Genomic DNA, 25,263 nt, shown 5'->3' with positions numbered 1-25,263 from the left:
GCGCCCTCCTTCGGGCCCACAATCAAGCCTGGCAAACTCGTCAGGCGCTGCTTTTGTCTTGTTACGAGATTCGTGAATGTCGCATCCGCGCAGCAAGTCCTGCGCACCCGCGAGGCCGGGCAAACCTCAGGGAGTTAAGCGACCTGCGCTCCACACAAAAGCCTGAGCCGTGATGTTTGAAGCTCGCGCCGCCGCCGTTTGACAGGATGCCGATCCGACTGACAAACATGTCTTCATGGACCTCACTCCCACCGCGTGGCAGCTCTGGCTGATCGCGGCGCTCCTCCTGGGAGCGCTGGAGCTCCAGCTCACCAGCTTCATGGTCCTCTGGCTCGCCGTGGGGGCGTTGGCCTCCTCGATCGGAGCGGCATTGGGCCTGAGCCTCAACGGCCAACTCTACCTGTTCACCGCCGTCTCCATCGCCCTGTTCGCGGCCTCTCGCACCCTCTTCAAAAGCGTTTTCATGCGCGACGCAGCGCATTTGAAGACAGGTATCGAAGCCATGCTTGGCCAGGAGGCGGTGGTGGTGGAGGCCCTGGGCGACCCGCTTGGGGGCACGGTGCGCATCAATGGTGAGCTGTGGACGGCGCGCTCCCTGTCGGGCCCGGTGCTCGAGGGCGAACTCGTCACGGTGGAGCAGGTGGAAGGTCTCAAACTCTGGGTGCGCCGACCGACGGCGTCGTTGCCGGTTCCCTCGGGGGACCCAAGGAAGGAGTAGGCGGGATGGAAATCGTGACGATTTTCGGCATCTTCGCGGTCATCCTGGTGGGCGTCGCCGCCACCGGCATCCGCATCGTTCCGCAGGCCAAGGTCATGGTCGTGGAGCGGCTGGGCAAGTTCTATAAGACGGCCAGCAGCGGCCTCAATTACCTCGTCCCCTTCGTGGATGCCCCTCGCGCCATCGAGATGCGCACGGGCAACCGCTTCATGCGCAGCAACCTCGTGGACCTGCGCGAGCAGGTCATGGGCTTCGACACCGTCCAGGTCATCACCCACGACAACGTCAACATGGAGGTCGGCTCGGTCATCTACTACCAGATCGTCGAGCCCGCGAAGGCGCTCTACCAGGTGGAGAACCTCGCGCTCGCCATCGAGCAGCTCACGATGACGAACCTGCGCAACATCATGGGCGGGCTGACGCTGGACCAGACGCTCACCAGCCGCGAGACGGTCAACACCAAGCTGCGCATCGTGCTGGACGAGGCCACCGAGAAGTGGGGCGTCAAGGTGACGCGCGTGGAGCTGCGTGAAATCGAGCCGCCGCAGGCCATCAAGGCCGCCATGGCCAAGCAGATGACCGCCGAGCGTGAGCGCCGCGCCGAGGTCACCAAGGCCGAGGGTGACAAGGCCGCCGCCATCCTCCAGGCCGAAGGCGAGAAGATCTCCCGCATCCTCCGCGCCGAGGCCGAACGCGACGCCGAGGTTGCCCGCGCCGAAGGCCACAAGCGCGCCACCATGCTGCAGGCCGAAGGCAAGGCCGAGGCCACCCGGCTCGTCTTCGAGGCCATCCACAACGGCCGCGCCACTCCCGAGGTGCTCGCGCTGCGCTACATGGAGACCCTCCAGGAGCTGGGCAAGGGCGACAACAAGATTTTCGTCCCCTACGAGGCCACCGCCACGCTGGGCGCCGTCGCCACCCTCAAGGAAGTCTTCGCTCAGACTGGGGATGCCGCCAAACCCGCCCCGGCGCCGGCCCGCTCCGCCGCGAGCCTGAGCGCCCAGGCCATTGCCCGGAACACGGTGGTCCCCGAACACGCCACCCTCCCCGGCAGCACGCCCGCCGTGGCCCCTCGGCGTTCGCGGCCCGCCCTGGATACGCAGGACGACTGAGCCCAGACGTAGGCAGTCCCCGAGGGAGGAAGACGCCTCCCTCGGGACACTGGGCAGGACTCGCGTTCGCGCATCCAGGACGACGGTCCGTTGCGCCATCAGGGGCCGAGCAGACAGCGCGCCCTCCTGTCCACCACCGCACGCGCAGTCACTTCGCGGGAACCTTCCATGTGTCCGGCTGTCAGAGCCTCCGAACACACCCACTGGAGGGGAGCATGCAGAACATCTTCATCGCAGGAGGCTGGGGGATGTATCCCACGTTGCTCGCGGGAATCGCGCTCATCGCCACCTGCGTCCAGTACGCGCGCCGGCCCGCGCCGCGCTACGTGCCGCTGATGCTGTCGCTTGGACTCTGCACCTTGATTGCCGGCACGCTCGGCTTCGCCACCGGCATCCTCTCCCTCCTGCAGGCCTATAGCGGCCCGCTGTGGGACCAGGGCCCGCGCGTGCTCTTCATCGGCACCTTCGAGGCGCTGCACAACGTGGCGCTCGCCTTGCTGCTTGCCATGCTGGGCGCCCTGCTGGCGTCCATCGGCGCGTGGCGGCTCTCCCGCCACACGGGGAACTTCGCGGCGCCCGCCGCAGGTTGATGTGTGACTGTCGGACGCACTGCCGGAGGAGTGCCCCCTGCCCCATGAAGGCGGGGGTTGCATTCCGGCGCGCGTCTGGACATAGATTGCAACCATCCCCAGGAGGGATTGACGCCCCCTCCCAACGAGAGGTCAGACGCACCCTTGAGGACGCTTCGCTGAATTCCCAGGTCCGTTGACGTTCCCGCGCTGAGCCGCCTTCGGGCTGGCTTGCGCCCTGGATTCAGGAGCTTCCTTTATGTCTTCCGTGCGCGCGCACTGCGTTTCGTTCGCCTTTTCTGACGCCGTTCCCGTCCTCTCTGAAGTCGACTTCCACCTGTCCGCTGGCTGGACGGGGCTCGTGGGCGCCAATGGCGCCGGCAAGTCCACCCTGCTCCGGCTGTTGGCGGGAGAGCTGACGCCCACCGAGGGACACCTTCAGTTCGAACCCTCCGCCCCCACCCTCCGCCTCTGCCGTCAGGAGGTGGAGGCGCTGACGCCCGACATCTCCGCCTTCGCGGAGTCGTGGGACTCCGTCGCGCGGCGACTGCACGGCCAGCTGGGCCTGGACGTCACCGCGCTGGAGCGCTGGCCCACGCTGTCCCCGGGCGAGCGCAAGCGGTGGCAGGTGGGCGCCGCCCTGGCCGCGGAGCCCCACTTGCTGCTCTTGGACGAGCCCACCAACCACCTGGATGCGGAGGCCCGCACATGGCTGGTCTCCGCGCTGCGCCGCTTCCGGGGCCTGGGCATCGTGGTGTCACACGACCGCGACCTGTTGGAGTCCCTCACCACCTCCACGCTGCGCGTCCACCACGGCAGCGCGCGGCTGTGGCCCGGCGCATACACCGCCGCGCGGGCGCACTGGGAAGCCGAGCGTGAGGCTGAAATCGCCACCCACCAGCAAGCCCGCGCTGAACAACGCCGTGCGGCGCATCTGCTGGACCAGGCCCGGCGCGAACAACAGTCCGCGGATGCCGCGCGGCACACCCGCAAGCGACTGAAGAACAAATACGACAACGACGCCCGCTCCATGGGCGCCAAGGTCGTTGCCGGCTGGGCGGAGGCTGGGGCCGGACGGCGCGTGGGCAATGCACGGCGCGAGTTGGAGCGCGTCAGTGAGTCCGTGGGCGAATTCACCGCGGACAAGACGGTGGGCCGCTCCGTCTTCCTGGACTACGTGCGCGCGCCGAACCCGTGGCTCTTCACGCTGGACGTGCCCGGCCTCCGCGCCGGTGACGTGGAGCTGTTGGGCCCCGTGAATCTCTCCGTGAGCCGCGAGGCCCGCGTACGCATCGAAGGGCCCAACGGCGCCGGCAAGAGCACCCTGGTGCGCGCACTGCTGGAGAACGCGCGCATTCCGCTGGAGCGCGTGCTCTACCTGCCCCAGGACGTCAGCGCGGACGAGGCCCGGGCCACGCTGGACGCGGTGCGCGCACTGCCGCCCGAGGAACGCGGACGCGTGCTGTCACTCGTCGCGGCGCTCGGCGTGGACCCGGAGCGGCTGCTCGCCTCCGAGCAACCCTCCCCCGGCGAGGTGCGCAAGCTCCTCATCGCCCGGGGACTGGGCCAACACGCCTGGGCCCTGGTGCTGGACGAGCCCACCAACCACCTGGACCTGCCGTCCATCGAACGGCTGGAGGCGGCGCTGCGGGAGTACCCCGGCGCACTGATGCTCGTCACGCATGACACATCCTTCGCCCAGGCCTGCACCTCCGAGGTGTGGCGCGTGGAGCATGGCCAGGTGACGGTGACGTCCGGGTAGCCGGCACGCAGGCCCCACCTCGAGGCACGTTGAAGACGCCCGGCCACGTCTCGTCGTTCTGCCTCAGGTGCCCGACTGTTCGTGGAACCACGCCACCAGCCGTGTCAGCCCCTCCTCCACGGAGACGCGCGGCCGGAATCCCGTCTCCCGCTCCAGCGCGGAAGGGTCCGCCCAGGTCGCGTCCATCTCCCCAGGCTGCGCGGGCGTGGACTTCACCCGCGCCCGCGCCCCCAGGAGCCGCTCCAGGACAGAGAGGAAGGCCCGCACCGAAACAGGCTCGCCCCGGCCCACGTTGAGGACGCGATGGCGAGGTGCCCCTGGGGGCGGCCGGTCCAGCACGCGCACCACGGCCTCCGCCACGTCCTCCGCGTAGGTGAAGTCGCGCTGCATCCGGCCTTCGCCGTGCAGTGACAGCTCGGTGCCGTCACGGATGGCCTGGAGAAAGCGCAGGGGGGCCATGTCTGGTCGTCCCCAGGGGCCGTACACCGTGAAGAAGCGCAGGCCACTGGTGGGGAGCCCGTGCAGATGGCTGTACGCGTGCGCCAGCAGTTCATCGGCGCGCTTTGTGGCCGCGTAGACGCTGAGCGGGTGGTCCGCCGCGGCGCCTTCCTGGAACGGCGGCACCGAGCCCGCGCCATACACGGAGCTGGAGGACGCGTAGACCAGGTGCCGCACCCGGGCGGAGCTGGCCTGCTCCAGCACCTGGAGGAACCCCGACACGTTGGCGTCCACGTATGCCTGCGCGGTGCCCGCCGGCGCCCGCACACCCACACGCGCGGCCAGGTGCACCACGGCCTCGGGGCGCATCTCCTCGAAGAGCGCTCGCAGCGAGGAGCTGTCGGTAACGTCCACGGGACGGAAGGTGAAGCCCGTCGCCCCCGGCAGCGTGCCGAGCCGCGTCAGCCGGGCCTGCTTCAACGCCACGTCCCCGGACGGGTCCAGGTTGTCCACGCCGATGACGGCATCACCGCGCGCCAGCAGCCGCGCGCTGACGTGGTGGGCAATGAAGCCCGCAGCTCCCGTGACGAGTACCCGCATCCACCTCCACGCTCCCACGCCAGCCCCCAACACGCCACGGCGGAAGACGTGGACGCGGCGCTTCCCGTCCCCGCCACTTGCACGTAGGGTGGAGGCCCTCATGGTGTCCGTGAATCAGCTCCGCCCCTTCGCCGGTGCCTCGCTGGACGCGTTCCGGGCCGCGTCCGGCCCTGTGGCCCTCATCCAGCAGCCCGTGGAACTCGTCGGCCAGCACAGCCGGGGCCTGGCGGCACGCACCGTCGGCATGGCACACCGCGCGTACATGGACGAGCGGCTGCTCGCCATGCTCCGCGACTTCGACAACCTGGAGGTCCACTTCCTCCAGCCCTCCGTGGACGGCGAGGAGCTGACGGTCGGCCGCACCGAGGCGTGCGACCTGGTGGTGCCCGACCCGTCCGTCTCCCAGCATCACGCCACGATGCGCTGGAACGCCGCCCGCGGCGGCTTCTCCGTGCGTGACGCCGAGTCCATGAACGGCACCTTCATCAACGGTGCCCCCCTGGGCTACCGCGCCCAGGTGCTGCTCCACGACGGGGACACCCTGGCCTTCGGCGACGCCCAGTTCCTCTACCTTCGCGCCGAAACCGTCTACGAACACCTGCGCCTGGCCAGCCCGAAGAAGGCCCGCTGAGCCAGCCCGAGCCCGAGGCTCACGGAATGGCCTGGATGGCCTCCACCACCGCCTTGCGCAGGTAGGAGCGGAAGTCCGTCTGCGCCTGGTACATGCCAATCGTGGAGACGGTGCGCGTGGGGTTGCTCCAGCGCAGCTTGCCGTTGGGTCCCACCACCCCCGTCTCCAGCAGCACCTCCGCGCGGCCCATCAGCTGGGCGGACGTCACGTCCACCCAGTTCAGCACCACCACCACTCCGGCCTCGGCCTCGTTGTCCTGAATCATCGCCACCACCTCGTGGATGGTGGGTGACGGTGCCTGGGAGATGCGCGTCCCCACCACCTCGAAGCCCCGCTCACTCAGCGTGGCCTGGGCCTGGCTGACGAGCACCGAACGGGGATTGCCTTCCCCCATCATGTCCTGCCGGTACGTGTAGGTCGGCAGCGAGTCCACCCGGGAGCCCACCACCACCACCACCTTGCGCAGGGCCCCCGGCGGGCGGACCTGACGCGGAGCGCACGAAGCGAGCAGGAGGCAAAGCAGGACAGCCGCGGGACGGAGGACGCGCATGACGGGGAACCTGGGAGACGGGGACGAGGCCACTATGCTGGGCCGCTGGGCCTCAGTCGAACAGTCCCTGGAGGTAGAAACGTCCATCCCGTCCGTCGCGGAACACCCAGGCGGGGCCCAGCCCCTCGAAGTGGACCCGGTAGTAGTCCCGTTGAAAGGGCGTCTCCGACCACCACTCCCCACCCAGCCGCTCCGGCCCCGTGAGCGCCGTCACCCGGTGCCGTCGGCCCGCCATGCGCGCGGCCAGCAAGCGTCCGGACTCCGCCACTTCCGCGTCCAGGCACGCCGGCTCCGCCAGCAAGCGGGAGGGCCGCTCCCGTGAGGCCGCCGACACCGAGGCGCGCCGGGCGCCTGGCTCCAGCAACTCCGCCGACAGGCCCCGCCGCGCCTCCGGGGGCCGGAAGGCCCGTGTTCCATGGGCCGCCTCGGGCCGGTGGACCGCCTCCAGGCCCGCCGCGAAGAGCGACCCCTCCCCCAACGTGGACGCCAGCCGCGACAGCACGACTTCCAGCGCCGCGTCGCCCTCCGGCGCGTCCCCCAGCGCGAGCTGCTGTCCTCCGTCCTCGGAGTGCTCGTCCACCCGAGCGGACACCTCCGCCACCGGGTTCTCCAGCCGCAGCTCCTCCAGCCGGTGCCGCGCCAGCTCGTGCAACAGCTTCGCCCGCGCCGTGGGCCGCGCCAGCGTCAGCGTCACCTGCCGTTGCCCCGAGGGGTCCAGCTTCAGCGTGAAGGTGAGCCGCACCGCCGCCCGGCACCGCCCGGACAACCGTGCCCCCAGCCGGTCCGTCAACGTCTTGAGCGCGAAGCGCAGCGGCTCGAAGGACTCGGCCGGGAAGTCCAGCACCACGCGCTCCTCCAACACCTCTTCCAGCGACGCGGGGACGAAGGGCGTGTCGTCCTCTCCGCGGCACCGCGCATGAACCCGTGCGCCAGCCACGCCGCCCCGGGCCGCCACGGCCCCCACGGGCAGGGCCGCCACCTCGCCCAGCGTGGTGAGGCCCAGCGCGGAGAACGCCGCCCCCTCGCGGCCTTCCAGCGCGGACAGCGGCAACGGCGCCAGGGCCCGAGCACTGTCCCCCGGAGCCACCACCTCCACCCGGCGCGCGCCATGCCGAGCCACCGCGCGCGAGGTGAAGGCCTCCGAGGCCACCACCACGTGCGCCCGGTAACCCTGCTCTGCGCACAGCGCCAGCATCCGCGTGCCCAGGCCTTCCTCGCCGTCGCACAGGTGCGCGGCCCCCGCGTCCAGCCACAATCCATCCGGGGCGCAGAGCTGGAAGCCCGGGGCCAGTGGCAGCAGCGCCTCGCCCAGCGCCGTCAGCGCGCGCAGCTCGTCCTCCGGGCGGTAGTCGAAGTGCCGCAGCCCTGGCTCCAGCGCGGTGGCCGCCGTCAGCGTCATCCCCGGGCGCACCCCCGCCTTCAGCGCCGAGGTGGAGGCGAAGGCCACGCGGCGCTGGCCACGCACCGCCTCCACCAGCGCGAAGGGACGGCCCGCAAGTTCCGGGGACTCCACCACCCGGCGCTGCACCGGGAAGCGGGTGAGGTGCAGATAGGCCCTGCGCATGTCGTGCCTCAGTGCGCCGGCAGGGCCGCGTCCAGTCCCTGCCGCACGGGCGGCAGGGGCGCGTCACGGCCAGGACGCTGGCCCAGGATGCCCAGCCCGTTGCGCAGCGCCCCGGACTGATCTCGCAGGAAGTCCGGCGTGCCGTCCTCCGTGTCCTCGGCCACGTCCAGCAACCGGCCGCCTCCCTCCAGCCCCAGCGCCGGGTACAGCGCGCTCCACGGCAGCTCCGCCCGCGCGCCCGTGCCCCCCTGCCGGCTGCGCACCACCTCCACCGACCAGCCATCTCCGTCCCGGGCCTCCGTCCGCAGCCGGACCACGCCGTCCGCCGGTGACTCTGGCGAAGTCAGCAGCAGGAGCAGCCCGCCGCCGCGCGCCGCCGCGTCCGCCAGCTTGCGCGCCTCCGCCAGGGCCACCCGGCACGCGCGCCCGTCGGGATTCACGCCGCGCGACAGGTCCAGCACCACGCAAGCGAAGGCCCCGCTCCGAGCCAGCTGCACCGCCGCCCAGATGCGCTGCTCAGGAGCCTGGGGCCGGACGATGAGCAGCCGCTCCAGGTCCACGCCCAGGGCCGCGGCCGAGGGCGAGTAGAGCTCCCGGGGGCCGTCCACCCAGGCGCACAGCCGCGCCTCCTGGTGCGCCGCGGCCACCGCGTGCAGCGCCAGGCTGGTGCGCCCCGAGGCCGCCTCACCGCACAGCTCCACCACCTGCCCCAGTGGCAGGCCCCCGGTCGGCAGCAGGGCGTCCACCGCCGACAGGCCCGTGCGGAGCACCGCCAGGTAGCGCCGGGGCGCCGCCTGCAATTGGCGGATCCGCTCCCGAAGCTGCTCCACGACCGAGCCCGTCCCCTGCCCCACTCCCACTCGCTGCTCCGCCGCGCTCATCTCGCCTCCTCGCCAGGCCCCTCCGGACCGAACGACCGGCGGGGCGGTCGTCCACTATCCTCGGAGGTCTGACATGCGCCTTCATGGGACGCATGGCGGTGGGTGCGTGGATCAGACCCGCTGGTGCGGGCTCACCCGGGCATCAGCCGGCGCAGAGGACCTTCACTTCCACCTTCTTGTCGTCCGCGCGGCGCAGGCAGCTCGACTGGAAGAACAGGCGGGCCGGGTACGCCTCCGTGGACGCCTCGTAGCGCAGGTCGCCCGCGGCCACCGAGCACCGCTCCACCTCGTCATTGGCGCGCGTCAGCTCCACCTGGACCAGCCGGGGATCGGGCAGGTTCACCACCTCGATGCTCTGCGCCACCGTGGCCAGCTCCGCGATGCGCAGCAAGGTGTCGCGGTAGTTGTCCCGGCAGATGGAATCGAGGTTGTCGAGCCCCTGGTCGAACGCCTCCGCCATGGCGCGCTGCCGGTGGCCGGGACCGTAGGAGGTCGGGCAGTCGACGTTGCGCACGAAGACACCGTCGGGCGTCGTGTCGCGGATCAGCTCCGCCCGCTTGTCGGACAGCGCCACCGGACCAATCGTGGCCCAGAGCACCTGACGCGAGGCCCCCGTTGAATCCCGAAGCTGCTGGAACGTGGCGAAGTACTCCTCCACCGGCGTCAGCAGATGGGACTGCTCACTGCAATTGTCGATGGACGTGTCGTCGGACACCCACACCGGCGGAGGGCGCTGCGTGGTGCTGCAGTCTTCCTCGTCGGTGACCACCGCCACCAGCAGCCGCGCGCCGTCGCGCAGGAACCCGGCATTGCCGTTCTCCGCCCCCGGCGTCGACACCAGCGGCTCCGTCACGGCCAGCCGGACCGCCTCGAAGGGCGTCTCCTGCCCGCTGCCATCCGTCCCCTGGATCACCAGCCGGCGGAACTTCTCCAGCACGTACGGATCCGTGCCGTCGATGAAGCGCTCGTCGGTGGGGTTGCCCGCCGCGTCTGGCACGCGCTGCAACCGGCCAGACTCCCTGGTGTACTCGCGGTACTGCTCCTGCCCCTGGAACATGGCCAGCCGGTACACGGACGTGGTGATCACGCCCACCCGGAAGTCCTGCGAGACGCCGCTGCCCTCCTTCAGCGCCTCCAGGAAGGCAGGCAGCTCGGTGGCGATGGCGTTCTGCTCCTCTTCCATGGATCCGGAGTTGTCGATGACGAAGAGGATGTCCGTCTTCTGCGGCGCGATGACGGGGGACTCGCTCTCGCACTTCCCGGGGAGATTGGAGCCCGGTTCGTCGACGGGCGACCGGCACGACGTCCACAAGAGAGACGGCAGCAGGAGCAGGTGGGCGAAGGGTCGGAGCTTCATGGGGGGCCTCTCGAAGAGCTGCGCACCCCGGCGGGGCGCCGCGTCAGATGCTAGGGGGGCGATCATGCCCCACCCTACGTCCGGACGCGAGACTTCCGAGGAACCCTGGAGAGGTGACGGGGGACGGAAAAACGCACACTGCGTTTGCCATGTCCGTTTTGGTTGTTACGTTGGTTCATCCGCCGCAGAAAACCTGGAAATGTTCACTGGTTGTCGAAGGGAAAAGGCTGAATTTCATGTCCGATGAGAAGAAGAAGGGCTCCGCTGCGAGCGCTATGCCCACCGCGATGGCCCCTCCGGGGCTCATCAACAAGGAAGACATCCCGCAGGTGCTTCCCATCCTCCCCCTGCGCAACAGTGTCTTCTTCCCGGGCGGGGTGCTTCCGCTGGCCGTCGGCCGCCAGAAGACCATCGCCCTGATCAAGGACGCCGTGCGTGACGACCAGGTCATCGGTGTCGTCACCCAGCGCCGCGCCGAAGAAGAAGATCCGGGTGCCGCCGACCTCTACACCATGGGGACGGTCGCCCGCATCGTGAAGCTCCTGAAGATGGGCGAGGACAACTACTCGCTCGTGGTGCAGGGGCTCGCCCGCTTCCGCGTGGTGGAGCTGGTCCAGGAAGCGCCCTACCTCAAGGCCCGCGTGGACGCCGTGGAGGACAAGACCTCTTCGGAGAACGTGGAAGTCGAGGCGCTGGGCATCAACCTCAAGAAGCTGGCGCGCGAGGTCATCGAGCTGATGCCCGAGCTGCCCGCCGCCGCCACCGAGCTGGTGGAGAGCATCACCCACCCCGGCCACCTGGCGGACCTGATCGCCGCCAACGTGGACGTGCCCATCGAGGAGAAGCAGGCCGTCCTGGAGACGGTGGACCTCAAGGCCCGGATGAAGCTCGTGCTGGAGCTGCTCAACCGGAAGCGGGAGATCCTCAAGCTCTCCAACAAGATCGACTCCGCCGTGAAGGGCGAGATGTCGAAGACCCAGCGCGAGTACTACCTGCGCCAGCAGCTCAAGGCCATCAAGGAAGAGCTGGGAGAGATGGGCGAGGAGGAAGAGGAGCTCGACGAGCTGCAGGAGCGCCTGAAGAAGGCCAGCCTGCCGCCCGACGTGGAGAAGGTCGCCAACAAGGAGCTCAACCGCCTGAAGACGATTCCGGCGGCCTCCAGCGAGTACACCGTCGCGCGCACCTACCTGGATTGGATCGCCGACCTGCCGTGGGCGAAGCTCTCCGAGGACAACCTCGACATCGAGAACGCGCGCCAGCAGCTGGACAAGGATCACTTCGGCATCAAGAAGGTGAAGAAGCGCATCCTGGAGTACCTGGCCGTCCGCAAGCTGAAGAACGACATGCGTGGCCCCATCCTGTGCCTCGTCGGCCCGCCGGGCGTCGGCAAGACGTCGCTGGGCCAGAGCGTGGCCAAGGCCACGGGCCGCAAGTTCGTGCGCCTGTCGCTGGGCGGCGTGCGTGACGAGGCGGAGATCCGCGGCCACCGCCGTACCTATGTGGGCGCCCTCCCCGGCCGCTTCATCCAGAGCATGAAGAAGGCCGGCACGAAGAACCCGGTCATGATGCTGGACGAAATTGACAAGCTCGGCGCCGACTTCCGTGGCGACCCGAGCGCGGCGCTCCTCGAGGTGCTGGATCCGGAGCAGAACAACACGTTCAGCGACCACTACCTCGACGTGCCCTTCGATTTGTCCAAGGTGATGTTCGTCGCCACGGCGAACCAGCTCGACCCCATCCCCGGTCCGCTGCGTGACCGCATGGAGATCATCGAGCTGACGGGCTACACCTTCGAGGAGAAGCAGAGCATCGCCCGCATCCACCTGGTGCCCAAGCAGCTCAAGGAGCACGGGCTGAACCCGGACCACATCGACATCACCGACGAGGCGCTGCTCACGCTGACCACCGCGTACACGCGCGAGGCCGGTGTGCGCAACCTGGAGCGCCGCATCGCGGACATCTGCCGCGCCGTGGCGGTGGAGGTGGCCGGCGGGAAGACGGAGAAGCAGACCATCAACGCCGACCGGGTGAAGGAGATCCTCGGGCCCGAGATGTTCTACTCCGAGGTCGCCGAGCGCACCGAGGTTCCGGGTGTGGCCACGGGCTTGGCCTGGACGGCGGCGGGTGGCGACCTGCTCTTCATCGAGGCGACGAAGATGGCGGGCAAGGGCGGCATGACGCTCACCGGCCAACTGGGCGACGTGATGAAGGAGAGCGCCACGGCGGCGCTGAGCTACCTGCGCAGCAAGGCAGAGCAGCTCGGCATCAGCCCGAACTTCCTGGAGAAGACGGACCTGCACCTGCACTTCCCGGCGGGCTCCATTCCGAAGGACGGGCCTTCCGCGGGCGTCACCATCCTGACGGCGCTCACCAGCCTCCTGACGGGCATCCGCGTGCGTCACGACACGGCGATGACTGGCGAGGCCACGCTGCGTGGCCTGGTGCTGCCGGTGGGTGGCATCAAGGAGAAGGTGCTGGCGGCGCACCGGGCGGGCATCAAGCGGGTCATCCTGCCCGAGCGGTGCCGCAAGGACCTGATCGACGTGCCGGACCAGGCGCGCAACGAGCTGGAGTTCATCTTCGTCACCCACATGGACGACGTCCTGAAGGCGGCGCTGGAGACGCCTCCCGTCGGCGTGGCGGGAACCCCGGGCGGTGAGCCGGGCAAGGAGGCTCCGCTGCCGAAGCCGGCCGAGTCCGCCCCCGAGGTCCGCGCCTAGTGCACGGCCTTCCAGCCGATAGGAAGTGACACGGGCAGGTTCCCTTCTTTCGGGGACCTGCCCGTTGTCTTTGCGGGGCAGGTGGCGCTCAGAGCGAGAACAGGAAGTGTCGCGGCTCCGGGACGCGCTTCACCCTCAGGATGTGACTGTGCTCCACAGGCAGCCGGGGAACGGCCTCTGGACGGGGAATGTAGAGGATGCCGGGGTCATCCTCTCGGGTGAAGACGTACTGCCCACGCGAGCCCCTACGCGTGCAGCCCACATCGAGGATGAGGTGCCGCTCGATGTCCGCCGCGTCCGTGGTGTTCCAGTTGAAGCGGGTGAGCTCCTCCACCGTGCGGCCATACATCTCCGCCACGCTCTCCAGCGTCTCTCCGTCGATGACCCGGTGCTGGGTGACACGTGCGAGGAAACGCGGCGCGCTGGCCACCCTCGCCCGCTGACCTCTCTTCGCGGGCTTTTGCTGGGACCAGGGGCCTCCCGTCCGCACCAGCGCCAATGTGTTGTCCACGGTGGCTCCTTCCAGGTCGGACAGGACGTGGGCGCCCCCCTTCGGAACGCCTTTCAGGTCGATACGGCCCTCTGAATCCGTCCGGGCCTGATGCTCGGACCGGTCGTCGAGTTGGATGCGCAGTTGGATGCCGGCAATGGGCACATCGGTGGTGTCGTCCACCACCTGAAGCCGTAGCCAGACCGGCTCCTCCACCGGAACAGGCACACACGCAGGCTGGGGAACGGAGAATGACGGCGAAACGGCGACCTCGCGCGGGGGCGCCTGCGCCAGCCGAAGGACCCCCGAGTCCAGAAGGAGCGCGGCCTGCCGCACGACTTCGTCCACCGGCAGCGGTGCGCGCATCCCGCTGCGGTGTCCATGGCTGTAGACCAGTGATTGGAGCGTCCGCTGGTTGGATGAATCCTGCGCGAACTGGCGCAGTCTCCGCTCCAGCGCCCAGCCCCGCGCAGGAGTCACGAGCGTGTACCCGTTGGGCAGCCCCTCATGGAGCGCGAGGACAATGTACTCGCGTAACCCGTCTTTCAGACAAGAATGGAGAAACATGCTGTCACCTGAATGAGACGTCTCTATTTGCGGAACTTCTGGCCTTCACGAAGGTGCCGCTCCACCGGAACCAAGATGTCTGCCTTGGTGATGAAGCCCTTGCCACCGCGGTCCAACCCCTTGTTGGGCGCGTAGCCCCTCGACCCCTTGGCGTAACAGACGAAGGACGCGTCCTTGCCGAGCGCCTCTGGACAGAGGATGCACGCGTAGACATCACCCAGATTGTCTAGAGGGAGCTTCGACCGCGCCTTCCACATGCGGAAGTACTTGGCGACGTAGTCGAGCTGCTCGACAGCGCTCATCCGCACCAGTGCGGACAGCTTGATGTCGAGCGCATCTTTTCCTTCGTTGATGGCCGTGAACTGAATGAGACCGAACGCCTGATGCCCAGCCCGGTTCGGTGTGTCGGCCCGGAAGGCATTGCCCGTCTCAAAGGCCATGCACGCCATCAAATCATCGGCATTCATCTCCAACTGCTCGGCGATGATCAGAACCTTCCTCCGGAACGCCTCCGTCACATTCGGGTGGCTGCCGTAGATGAGCGTGCCTTCGATGCGGCGCGGTGTTCCCTCCAGATCCAGGTGGATGGCAGGAAGCGCGCTGGAGTGGTTGGCATTCGCCCGATCCACCAGGCGCGCTTCAATCCGAAATCGGCCCTTGCGCCGCATCCGCTCGACGAGCGCCGGCTCCCGGAGACGCGCCACCACCCGTCCACGAGCGTCGCATTGCCCCGCCGCCCCCTTCGCGACCTCATACCGGAAGGGCACGGCACCGAAGACAACGGGCTCCGCGACGTCAGCGAAGAACTCATACAGGCGGAACTCGATGACATCCCCCTCCTTTCCATTGGGAATGTGGAGGGCCTGACAGCGGACTTCCAGGATGGACGTATCATCCGTGAGCTGGACGAACTCGGCGCGAAGTCCCTGGAGCTGAGGAACACCTGGGTACTCCACGGAGAAGGCCGGTGGCGCCGCCACCAATTCATCCCAGAGCCGCGCATCCGGTTTTGAGACTCGCCCCTGGATGAAGACCTTCTGGCGGATTCGAGGATCGTCGAATCGAACGAGCGCCTCGTAGTAACGAGGATTCCCTTCGAGAGGCCGCGCCTCCAACCGAAGCACCTCGGTCTCCCGAGAGGCCGTTGGCTCCGCGGGGCGCAGATCGTCGCAGATGGAAAAAACAGGCGAGGCCTCACGCCAGTAGTCGAGATCCCCGATGACCTTCACGGTGATGAGCAGGTGGTTGTCGCGAGCCCCCAGCCAGACGTCCCCGAAGCGAGGCATGCGCGAAGGCCGGACCGCCAACTCCTTGGAGGCCAGTGCCGTCACCAGCTCCTGGCGCACCCGGTCCTGCTTCTGCCTCGCGGGAGCCCTGGCCGACGTTGGGGCTTCCAGCCACAGGTCCTCGTCCTCGAACGCGAGGAATTGCGTCTCATCGAAGTCCAGCACCGAGCGGATGGGCACGTATTCATCGGTCCCCGTCAACGAGCGCGGAATCCGCAACAAGGCGAAGCTCTTCCGGCGCAGCCAGTCTTCAGCGTCGAAAAACTGCCGTAGGAACAGGCCCCTCTCGTTGGCGTTCACCAACACCGGCCGCGAGACGGGGTCCATCAGGGTGAAGGACAAGGCCTCTCCTCGCGTCTGAGCCTCGTACCGCCAGTGGGTCAGTTCCAGGGGGAGCTCGAAATCCGGCTCCAGATGATCCACCGTCGCGGTGACCGCGTGGTGCTTGAATTCGAACCCGGTCAGCTTCGGCTTCGGGCACACGCATGCCCTTGGCTGCTCCCACACCACGTAGGGCCGCGTCTCCCCCTCGATGTCTCGGAGCACTTCGAGCCGCAGGTCGAAGGCGTACTCGCCCTGAATGGGCTCACGCCATGGCAATCTGAGACCGTCCCCACTCCAGGCGCAGCCAACTCGCCAGTCCTTCGCGCCCAAGTCGGAAGCGCCCCATTCCAGCGCGGCATAGCGCTGTTCCTCTGAAGCCATCCTCGGCGCCACGCCACGCTTCGGCTCCACGGAGTGGTAGATGGAGAGCCGAAGCGTCGCGCCGGAGAAACGTGCATCCATGTCCGGCTTCAAGTGGAACCGCCGGCCAAACAGGACAGGGACGCCCAGGTCGAGCCCCCTGAGCCCCAGGGGGATGTCGAACTCGAAGGGCTTTTCGAGGCAGCATTCCTGCGCGAAGGGGAAGTCGGGGACGATGGTCATCTCCGCGTGGCCCCGGCCGAAGAAGCTCGCCTCGTAGATGTCCGCCTCGAACTCCAACGTGCATGACCTGCCATTGACACGCAGTGGGACGTTGACCAGCGTGTACTCCCGCGCTGGCGCCCCACGCGCGTGCGTCTTGATCAGAACGCTGCAGACCGTGTCCGCCGGCAGGTTCTTGTGCGTTCCCTCCAGGATGAAGGCAATCCTGTCCTGAACGGCCCGGTGGCTCTTCAGGGAGAGCTTGAGCTCCGTGGGGGCCACCGCGACGAGATAGAAGGCGCCCTCGGCTCCCGGTTCACGCCGAAGCTCGAAGCGCTCGGCGCCAGCATGTGACTGTGAAGCAACGGCTGTGTCCGCCATCACCCTTCCCCCTTCATGGGCACGGCCCCCAGGTCGTCTGACCACCACCACAGATTGGGGCGAATCCGCACGTCGTCGTGTACTCGGGGCACGATCCGCTCGGGCAACGAGAGCTTCAGCTCCCGAGCAAGATCCGCGTCGTTCTGATGAATCGGGACGACACGGAGCACGTATTCCCTGGCGCCCTCCAACGCGGCCTCGACGTCATTGAGGTCCACGTCCGCATGGAGCGCCCCTTCCACGTCCGTCAGACCTTGCCCTTGGCGTTCTGGTTTGTAGACAACGCTGCCCTTCTTGAGCTTCAGCGGAAGCCCGGGCGGGCCGCCTGGCAGCGACGGACTGGCGAGTTCCAATCGGAAGGGTCTGCTCACCGGGACGGCCTCCGTCATGACGGCGACCTTCAGGCTGAAGGCATCATGGTAGTGAGACCGAGCTTCAAGCCTGGCGTTGCGCTGCATGGTGTAAGCACGGCCCTTCGCGGGCTGGACGTCGATCCGTTCGTGCCCCAGGGGCACATGCTTGTTCACCACCTCAGCGGTCGGGATGAGAATTCGCCCCTGAACCTGCGCATCCTCGAACCCGAAGGTCCGCACCACGCACCCATTCTGGATGACGGACTGACGTGCGGCGGCTTCATCGAGGGAACTGTGGCCCACCTTGATGATGGGTCGAGCCTTCTCCCAGAAGGTCCGATTTCCACCCAGCAACCGCGAGGAAAGCTGAATCCCCCGGGCGGTGACGAAGACCTTGGGCGCTTCGAGCGAAGGGATGTGAAGGACCTCCGACACCTCGGTGGACCACACCTCCAGCGCCCCCGCTTTGGCGCCGCTCCGCAGCGCGTCGAGCGTCACAGGTTCACATCGGCTCCCTAGCGTATCCGCCGTCACCAGGCGCGAGTCCCGTGCGCTTCCCCCGTTCGGGAAGAACGCGCCGAACTTCACATGGACCTCATGGGTACCTGGGATGCCCTTCCGCAGCTCCGAGAAAGCAGCGCTGGCGTCGAACCGGACGACAAGTTCACCAGGATGACGTCCCTCCGCTGGCGCTGGGACTCGGACGCGAATCGCCCCCTTGGCCGCGTCCTCCAAGGCGGTGAACCAGCCATCCTCTCGAACCTTCTCGGCGGCATCCTTCAACCGCCGGGCATTCGTGGCCGTGAGCACGATGGACAATCCGTCCTCGGCCAGCGCGGACAACACCAGCAACTGCTTCTCTGAATACGCGCACTGGACACGCTCCACCGCCTCCACGAGCGCCCAGGTCAGCGGAGGCTCTGCCTTGGAAGCAGCGGCCTTCAAGAAGGCGCGGTAGGTGAAGTGCCGCGTCACATACGTTTCCAGCTTCTTGAGCGCCCCTTTCTGAATGAAGCCGTCAACGACGCGGAGTCCGGAGGCCTCATTGAACGCGAAGTCCTCCCGCCCCTGCACGGGGATGGCCACACGGGCCAGTTCGAACGCAGGTGCCTCCGGGTGCAGCCCTTCCTGTTTCGTGGCCTTCGCCCATGCGCTCAGAAGCACCCAACCCCGAAGAAGCTTTGGGCAGTTCCCCCTGAAGGGAATACGCCAGGAGAACGTTCCATCCTTGTGAGACTCGGGAGCGTAACGAGCCGAGGAAACAACCTGGCTCCCAGGAACCTCCGCCGACTCGCGCCCACCCAGCAACACCGGCGGGAGCACCTCCAATGTCGCGGCTCCCACAAGCCGGGCACCCGGCATGTCGAGCGTGCAGGCCCCCCAACCCGGCAACTCCACCTGCGCGAAGAAAGCACCCTCGGTGCAACTTCCGCTCGCGAGGAAGCAGCGTGTGCCCTCATGCAGCACATGCAGCTCCACCTCGTCATCTCCGCTCCCGCGCACCACGGCCCCCACGTCCAGGAGTTCCCCCACCCGGTATGCGGGATGAGCGCTTCGTGCCGGGAGCCACCCCACCGCGAGCACGTCCTTCGAGTTGCTCGGGCGCCAGGCCGGCAGGTCCGAGAACCGGACGAGGCCATACCGGACCATGAGCATCAGGAGCCAGGCGAAGGTGACTGGGTGCGGGTTGTCGACCAGCCCCTTCGCGGGCAATTGGTCGACGTCAGGCGCCGCTGCGAAAAGCGCCTTCTTGCCACCGTTGTCCCCCACGGGCCCGAGGAAGGGTACTTCCTCCGGGTGGGCCCAGAATCCGACTGCCTCCGCGTAGCGGCCCAGCAGCCTCTTGGCCTCGTCCGGCTGCTGGATGTCGGCGATCTGGCTCCCCATTCGAAGCTGACCGTGAATCTCCAGATGCTTCATCACCTGAACGACAATGCTCTCCGGCAACCACTCGTTCAGGTGCCTGAGCACCACGTTTCGCCAACGGACGGATGCCAGCCTCTTGAAGTGCTGGAGTTCCTGCTCGAGTGCATCCTGAGCACCGCCGCCCACCTGCAGCAGAAAGCCGGAGCCGTCGGCCGGCTCCACGAAGATTCGTCGAGCCCCAGCCGGCAAGCGCACGTTGAGACGGCTCTGTTTTCCATCGTAAGCGACGTACCGTTCGCCCAAAGGAGGCTCGAAGGTCAACTTGAGCCAGTAGGTCCCCTCAGGGAGCGTGTCCTTGTAGTTGGTGATGACAAGCTCCGCGGGAAACGAAGGCTCGCCGGCATCACCAGGCGCATCATCGGACGAGAACGCGAGCGCGCGAGGTGAGCGAAGAATCTCCTTGAGCGCGCCGTGGTGATACGTCTGCTCGAAGCGAGCGAGACACTCCTCTTCGGGGCTCCCCGCAGCGTGAATCGACTTGGGCGCCAGCTTCATCAGCGCGTCGAGTTCTCCCTTCGACGGGTCGAAGAAGTTGTTCTGGTCCGCCTCCTCGAAGACCTTGAAGAAGTCGCCCAGCCCCAGCGTGTCCTTCGCGAAGTCGAGGAAGTCCTTGAGCTGCCCTGGCTCGGAGGGCGCCAGGATTTCCCAGTGGACGAAGCCATCCCCGATGGCCTTGCTCCTGCTGTCGACGTAGCCAAGCACCGCGCCAGCCTCCAGCTTGAGCAAGGGGTGACGCAGCGTCACCATCCGCCCCTCGCGCAGTGCTTCATGAATCCCCGTCAGGTCCTGGTCCGCCGGCCTCCAGAGCGCTCGGACATCGTCCCCCTGTGCATCTCCCAGGCGCAGTGTCTCGGGCACGCCCAATCCCGTCCCCACGACGGAGTAGCTTCCCCCCTTCTTCTCGACGACGTCCGCTCCCGCCTCCGGCAGGGCCTCCTGCAACCACCGTGTCTGGCGAAACGCCTCATGCGCCGGATCAACCACCGTCAGCGCGCCGTGGCGCCGCACGAGCAGCTTCAACCAGTCCACGTTCCGGTATGTGTCCGGGTCCTTCCAGTCCGGAGGAGCGAGGTGCATGTAGAGGCTGTAGAACGTAAAACGCCGCGGCGGCTGGCCCTCCGTCTTCGCTACCTCTTCGACATCGTGCCGGACGAGGACGAAGGAGTTGTGGTTGCCCGTGAATTCCCGGGCCAACTCGTGCGCCTCGGGTCCCGTCTCGACACGCTCCTTTTCTTCGAGGGGAGCAGGCAGGCCATGGGCCAGCCGGACGGCCACCACGTAACCTGGGGCAAAGCAGCGAACCTCTCGCACGCCGGACCCGGCTGCGGAGCTCGTCGTCCCCTCTCGCGCCGAGAAATGCGACGCAGGCAGATGGATTCCCGAATGAAGATTCCGGCGCATTCCCAATGGGAAGAGCCCGCCGGGCGGCATTTCCGTCTCCGTGAGGGCATAGCAGTTGATGGGCCGGAAGCGGGTATCCCCGTGGTCGAACGGATACGCGACCGTGCGCATCACGTTGGTTTCGAGAAAACCAGGCGGGACGACGGTGGGACGGAGCGAGTAGAGAAAGGCTCCACCCTTGTGCTCGTCGTGGCGGTAGTCCATGAACAAGTCGTCAGGCACCGCGCTATAGGTGTTCTCCTCAAACAGCTTGCGGGCACGAATCAGGACTACGGACGCCTGCGCATTCTCCCAGTCACCTCTGCGTACCCGAAGAAGATCGTGCTCACCCGTGACCTGCTTCTTTGCAATCGCATTCAGATCCGTTCCATCCCTCGATCCTGATTCGGGAGGGAAGAAAAGACCGCTTCCTTTCTTGCCACCAATCTTGTTGTTCTGTGTCGCCGGATCAGCAACCGCCAGCCAGAGATGACGTCCGGAAGCATCCACCAGCCAGGCGAATCCGACAATCAGAACAAGATGAATGGGCTCAGTCTTGTTCGCAGAGAATCCCGAATAAAAGATGACCGGATTATTGGCAACAAGCGCCTTGAGAATCAGCGATAACTTCCCCTCAATCAAATTCGGATCGTTCGCAATTCTCGCCGCCATCCTGCGCCGTTCCTTGATCGAGCATGGCAGAACATGGTCGTACGCAAAACCAAGCACCTTGGAGGCGCTAAAATCACCCGCCTCGAACCCATGCTTGTCATCCATCCCAAACTGCGGAGGAGACACACTCAAGACAGGAACAGGAACAGGGCTGCGATTCGAGACCGAATACCCACTCAGATTGGCATTAAAGGGCGGGGCTGTGGGCTTCGTATGGAACGCTCGCTGCCCACCAGGATATCGCAGATCCACAAACTGCCCCGGCTTGCCTCCATCCCAGTGCGTCACGAAGCGAGAAGCAAAATCGCCCCCCTGAACCACTTGGTAATAGTTATAGGCCATTGCACTGGCTGTCCGCCCGCACCAATCTCCCGGCCCTTTCGGGTAATGCTGCCCGAGCAATGGGACCTTCAAGATATGATATTCATCCAGCGCAGACAAAAGCTGCCCAGGGACCTCATAGTCCCACAAGGCCGGATATCGATTTTTCCGAGACACAACGCGCTCCCCCATGAGTGCGTTCAATCAATCCATCTCTGTGCACTCCCCCAGTGCACCAGATCAATTCCTTGCTTCAAACATCTCAACGGCAGCTCGAAGTCGGGACCGACTCTGCGTCAGGGACCACCTTCCAGACATTCCCCCCCAGTATCGGGGTACTTCGAAAACGCATATGTGTAGGCGGCTTTTCCCAAGAACGCGATGTCCGCTCCGGGCTCCGGCAGCTTGAAGCGCTCTTGACGCGCGTTCCGCCCGTAAAAGTCTTCGAGCGTCAGGTCGAGGCTGTTCTCACTCTTCGATGCAGCCGTCACCCAATACCGCTCCAAGCCACCACCTGGACCCTCGATGACGACGAGCACCCGCCCATGAATGTCACGCCTCAACAACAGCTTGTAAGGTCTCTTCAGGCAAGCGTTCCATCGCACCCTGGGAACGCCATCCTCACTCTCCAATGTCAGCAACGCCCATTCAGATGAAGTTTCCGAAACGACCTGTGCCGCAGCCTCGCTCAACACGTATCGCCCGAAGGCTGGCCACAACTCGTTCTTCGAAGGCATTGCGGCCTCTGAGAAGAGAGCCCTATCGAGGGAATGGGTGATTGCGGAGGTGATCTCCTCCAGAACCTCACCCTGAACGTGAGCCTCCTGAGTCCTCTCGAAGTGCTTGTTGTCGAATCGGAACCGACCCCGGTAGACGGTCAAGGTCTCCGCCGTGCCAAACGCGATGACAAACAGATTCTTCTTCGTCTCGGCCCGAACCTTGACGCCGTCGACGAAGAGCGCGCTCGTACCCCGGAGGCACCGAGCCGGCTCATCCACCGTGCAGTCAAACTCGAACGACCTCCGCAGGCTCGGCTTCTTCAGCCGCGCGACGGCCTCCAGGTTGCGCTCGAAGAACAACGTCGCCAGCTCTTTCTGGAGGCCGGCGTCCTCCGGAGCCAACGTGGCGGCACGCAGGGCGCTCTCCTCTCGCTGCAGCAACGTCCGCTTCGGGTCCTTGGCCTCCGCGGCGAGCTTCTCCGCCGACGGCTTCTCGGGGCCCAGAAACGCCCCCACCACGAAGCCTTCCGCCTCTCCGCAGCGCACCCGGGCCCAGCCCCCCTCGAGGGACTCCAGCGTTCGGCACTCCGTCCCAATGGGCAGCTTCTGGAGGACCTCCGCCGTCTTGCCGGCTTCCTTCCGCAGATTCACCGAGGAACCCAGCACGTATGCCGGCGGCGGCTCTCCCCCAGCGGCGGCCACCAGCAGACCTAGCAGCATCGTCTTCATGCCCTGTACCCTTCCCCCTCGGTTGAAGACACTCGCATGCCAGTCCGACGCAGGTTCATGAGGAGTTGTTCTACTCAGTGAGTCGAATAAGACCGCGACGTGGGCTTCCACACCACCCCATCAACAAGGGAGACTACGCAGCGACGATCCTTTCTTGGGCATTTCAATCACCATGCCGAAGACCTTTCTGCTGCTGGGACTGGGACTCGCCCTGTGGGCAAGCCCCGCTGCCTCTTCCGAGCCCACCACTGTCGCTCCCTCTCCCACATGGCCCGCTCCGGGCGCGCCCCTCACCATTTCCGAGGTGTGCTTCCCCAAGGACTTTGGAAAGCGCCGCATCTACCTGGACGCGGGGCACGGCGCGGAGGGGAACACCGGCAACAAAGGCGTCACCTGCGAGGACGAGGAGACCTTTACCCTCCGAGTGGCGGAAGACCTGGCGAAGCGGCTGGAGGCAACCGGCCACTTCCAGGTGCGCCTGAGTCGCAGGCCGGGCGAGCGCATCCCCTATCCCACCCGCGTCACCGCCGCCGAGCGGTGGCGCGCCCATGCCATGCTCAGCCTGCACTCCGACTCGCGAGGCACCGCCACGCCATGGTCTCCAAATCCGGACCAGGAGTGCAACCGGCAGGACTCCGCCCCTGGCTTCACCGTGCTCTGGTCCGAGTCCGCGGAAGCCACCGCGCTCCTCCAGACTGGACGCGCGGGACTGGCCCGCGCCCTGGCGCGCAGGCTGGGCCAGGCGGGCTTCCCGCCCTATGACGGCGTGGACTACGAGGGGCTCTACGCCATCGACACCGCCCAGCCTGGCGTCTTCGTGGCCCGAGAGCCCACGCACAGGCAGATCTTCGTACTGCGAAAGCCGCGCATCCCCTCCGTCATCATCGAGACCCACCATGCGCTCGACTTCGAGGAGGTCGCACGGTGGCGCGAGCAGCGGACGCTGGAAGCCTTCGCCGCCGCCGTGGCCCAGGGACTCGTGGATGCGCTCGCGCCCGAAGCGTCCCCCCAGCCACGCACAACCCGCCCCCGCTGAACCCGAGCCGCAGCGTCCCGTGACATGCCCCCGGCCATCCACCGGACCTCTTGGTGGATGGCTCGCCATTCATTGGTGAGCGGGCATCATGGCTCTGCCATTCAGGCGGAGTCCTCGCTCAGCCCTCGCGTTGCTGCCCCGCCGCCTCGTGCCGCTCAGTGGCGGCGCCGACGTGTTCGACAAGGCGGCGCGCCAGAGTCTCCACCCGCGGTTCCCTGAGCACACTGTAGTGGTCTCCCGGAACGTCCTCCACGGTGAGGCCCGACAGCCCCCAGCGGGCCCACCCGTGGGACGGCTCCACCGCCTGGGAGCGTTGCGCATCCTTCGCACGCAGCAACAACACGGGGCACCGAACGGGACCAGGACGGTAGGCCGCCAACGCCCGCAGGTTCGCGCGAGTCACATCACGCCAGGCGCGGAGCGTTGACGCCTCGACCTCGGGAGGCAGCCACCCTGCCTGTCGCGCATGCTCGACGAGGGCGGCGAGCTGCTCCTCTTCGGTCAGGCCCGAGAGCGCCTCCGGACGCAGGGTGGACTCGGCACCTGCCGTCCGTGCCAGGTCCATGGCCATTCCCGCGAGCAGCAACGCCGCATCGGGTTCCCGTGTAGGCGCGCTCTCGTCGGGAGCGAAGCTATCCAGCAACACCAGGAGCGCCACGGACTGCCCCAGACGCTCCAGCTCTCGCGCCATCTCGAAAGCCACCACGCCCCCCAGGGACCAGCCGCCCAACACATAGGGCCCCTCGGGCTGACGCTCGCGCATTGCTTCAACGTAGCGGCGGGCGAGCGCCTCCACCTGCTCCAGAGGAGGCTCGCGTCCATCGAGCCCCGCGGCCTGAAATCCGTAGAGAGGCCGCTCGCGTCCCATGCGCCGAGCCAGCGCGCGATACGGCCCCACCGCGCCGCCTACGGCGTGCACGAAGAACACAGGCGTGCCGGCACCATCGGGCTGCAATGCCACACAGTCACGCACGGCCCCTCCCGTTTCCGAGCCTTGCAACCAGACCGCGAGCCGCAACACCGTGGGCGCCTCGAAGAGCGCGCGCAGCGGCATGTCCACGCCCAGCGCTGTACGGACACGCGCCACGACCTGGGTTGCCAACAACGAGTGGCCTCCCAGTTCGAAGAAGTCGTCATGAAGACCGACACGTGGCACGCCCAGCACCTCCGAGAAGATGCCCGCCAGCGCGTGCTCGGCTTCCGTGCGCGGCGCGACGAAGGCCTCGATGGCAACGCGCGACCGCAGGTCCGTAGCAGCCAATGCCTTGCGGTCGACCTTGCCGTTGGGTGTCAGCGGCAGTGCCTCCAGCACCACCACCACCGACGGCACCATGTACTCCGGCAGCTTCTGCCTCACGTATTCCTTCAGCGCCCCTCCCTCTCCTCCCGGCGCCACCACGTACGCCTCCACCCGCTTCTCCTGCCCCTCTCCCCTCACCACCGCTGCCGCTTCCTTCACCTGCGCGTGCTGCTTCAGCGCCTCCTCCACCTCCCCCAACTCAATCCGGTACCCCCTCACCTTCACCTGCGCGTCCCGGCGCCCCACAAACTCCAGCAGCCCACCCTCCTGCCACCTCACCTCGTCCCCCGTCCGG

Annotated in this window: 17 protein-coding genes; 7 read left to right on the top strand and 10 right to left on the bottom strand. The window is 67.1% G+C overall.

The window, feature by feature from the left end:
• The first annotated feature begins 235 nt into the window (after positions 1-235).
• From FL344_RS21475 to FL344_RS21460, 4 genes are all read left to right on the top strand, one after another.
• Positions 236-718 carry an NfeD family protein gene (locus FL344_RS21475; protein WP_141593452.1) on the top strand — a complete coding sequence of 161 codons (483 nt, stop codon included), beginning with the start codon at positions 236-238 and terminating at the stop codon, positions 716-718.
• Positions 719-723: 5 nt separating this feature from the next.
• Positions 724-1,830 carry an SPFH domain-containing protein gene (locus FL344_RS21470; protein WP_141593451.1) on the top strand — a complete coding sequence of 369 codons (1,107 nt, stop codon included), beginning with the start codon at positions 724-726 and terminating at the stop codon, positions 1,828-1,830.
• Between the two features lie 215 nt (positions 1,831-2,045).
• Positions 2,046-2,420: a hypothetical protein gene (locus FL344_RS21465; RefSeq protein WP_228565250.1), complete on the top strand. Its 375-nt coding sequence runs from the start codon at positions 2,046-2,048 to the stop codon at positions 2,418-2,420.
• Between the two features lie 238 nt (positions 2,421-2,658).
• A complete protein-coding gene (locus tag FL344_RS21460; RefSeq protein ID WP_141619851.1) occupies positions 2,659-4,161 on the top strand; it encodes an ATP-binding cassette domain-containing protein in 1,503 nt (500 codons plus the stop codon).
• A gap of 63 nt (positions 4,162-4,224) precedes the next feature.
• Here the strand turns inward: FL344_RS21460 and FL344_RS21455 are convergent, their stop codons facing one another.
• On the bottom strand, positions 4,225-5,199 hold the full coding sequence (locus FL344_RS21455) for an NAD-dependent epimerase/dehydratase family protein (RefSeq protein WP_141619850.1): 975 nt from the start codon (positions 5,197-5,199) through the stop codon (positions 4,225-4,227).
• Between the two features lie 100 nt (positions 5,200-5,299).
• On the opposite strand from FL344_RS21455, the gene FL344_RS21450 reads away from it, so the two are divergent.
• Positions 5,300-5,830 carry an FHA domain-containing protein gene (locus tag FL344_RS21450; protein WP_194858610.1) on the top strand — a complete coding sequence of 177 codons (531 nt, stop codon included), beginning with the start codon at positions 5,300-5,302 and terminating at the stop codon, positions 5,828-5,830.
• A gap of 19 nt (positions 5,831-5,849) precedes the next feature.
• Here the strand turns inward: FL344_RS21450 and FL344_RS21445 are convergent, their stop codons facing one another.
• The 4 genes from FL344_RS21445 to FL344_RS21430 form a co-directional block, all read right to left on the bottom strand.
• Positions 5,850-6,380, bottom strand: a complete 531-nt coding sequence (locus FL344_RS21445) for a hypothetical protein (RefSeq protein ID WP_225909294.1) — start codon at positions 6,378-6,380, stop codon at positions 5,850-5,852.
• 52 nt (positions 6,381-6,432) lie between these two features.
• Complete coding sequence (locus tag FL344_RS21440) at positions 6,433-7,944, bottom strand: DNA polymerase Y family protein (RefSeq protein WP_141619848.1); 1,512 nt, start codon at positions 7,942-7,944, stop codon at positions 6,433-6,435.
• Between the two features lie 8 nt (positions 7,945-7,952).
• Positions 7,953-8,825, bottom strand: a complete 873-nt coding sequence (locus FL344_RS21435; RefSeq protein ID WP_141619847.1) for an ImuA family protein — start codon at positions 8,823-8,825, stop codon at positions 7,953-7,955.
• A 142-nt stretch (positions 8,826-8,967) separates the two neighbouring features.
• A complete protein-coding gene (locus FL344_RS21430; protein WP_194863200.1) occupies positions 8,968-10,182 on the bottom strand; it encodes a vWA domain-containing protein in 1,215 nt (404 codons plus the stop codon).
• Positions 10,183-10,418: 236 nt separating this feature from the next.
• On the opposite strand from FL344_RS21430, the gene lon reads away from it, so the two are divergent.
• Entirely contained in the window at positions 10,419-12,902 is a 2,484-nt protein-coding gene (gene lon / locus FL344_RS21425; RefSeq protein WP_090495423.1) for an endopeptidase La, read from the top strand.
• A gap of 88 nt (positions 12,903-12,990) precedes the next feature.
• Here lon and FL344_RS21420 read toward each other — a convergent pair whose 3' ends face one another.
• The 4 genes from FL344_RS21420 to FL344_RS21405 form a co-directional block, all read right to left on the bottom strand.
• Positions 12,991-13,959: a LysM domain-containing protein gene (locus FL344_RS21420; protein WP_141619845.1), complete on the bottom strand. Its 969-nt coding sequence runs from the start codon at positions 13,957-13,959 to the stop codon at positions 12,991-12,993.
• A gap of 23 nt (positions 13,960-13,982) precedes the next feature.
• The gene (locus FL344_RS21415) at positions 13,983-16,532 is read right to left on the bottom strand and encodes a hypothetical protein (RefSeq protein WP_141619844.1); all 2,550 of its coding nucleotides are present in this window, start codon (positions 16,530-16,532) and stop codon (positions 13,983-13,985) included.
• On the bottom strand, positions 16,532-21,205 hold the full coding sequence (locus FL344_RS21410; RefSeq protein WP_228565249.1) for a hypothetical protein: 4,674 nt from the start codon (positions 21,203-21,205) through the stop codon (positions 16,532-16,534). Before FL344_RS21410 ends, FL344_RS21415 begins: the two co-directional genes overlap by 1 nt.
• Before the next feature lie 275 nt (positions 21,206-21,480).
• Positions 21,481-22,632, bottom strand: coding sequence for an SH3 domain-containing protein (locus tag FL344_RS21405; RefSeq protein WP_228565248.1), 1,152 nt, complete (start codon positions 22,630-22,632; stop codon positions 21,481-21,483).
• 172 nt (positions 22,633-22,804) lie between these two features.
• On the opposite strand from FL344_RS21405, the gene FL344_RS21400 reads away from it, so the two are divergent.
• Entirely contained in the window at positions 22,805-23,668 is an 864-nt protein-coding gene (locus tag FL344_RS21400; protein ID WP_194863199.1) for an N-acetylmuramoyl-L-alanine amidase, read from the top strand.
• 118 nt (positions 23,669-23,786) lie between these two features.
• Here FL344_RS21400 and FL344_RS21395 read toward each other — a convergent pair.
• Positions 23,787-25,263, bottom strand: a 1,477-nt coding sequence (locus tag FL344_RS21395; RefSeq protein ID WP_141619841.1) for a thioesterase domain-containing protein, incomplete at its 5' end; no start/stop codon positions are given.

This window comes from Myxococcus sp. AB036A (assembly GCF_006547355.1).
In the GTDB taxonomy this organism is placed as follows: Bacteria; Myxococcota; Myxococcia; order Myxococcales; family Myxococcaceae; genus Myxococcus; species Myxococcus virescens.
The sequence above is the reverse complement of the archived record's forward strand: the minus strand, read 5'-3'. Positions and strand labels throughout refer to the sequence as shown.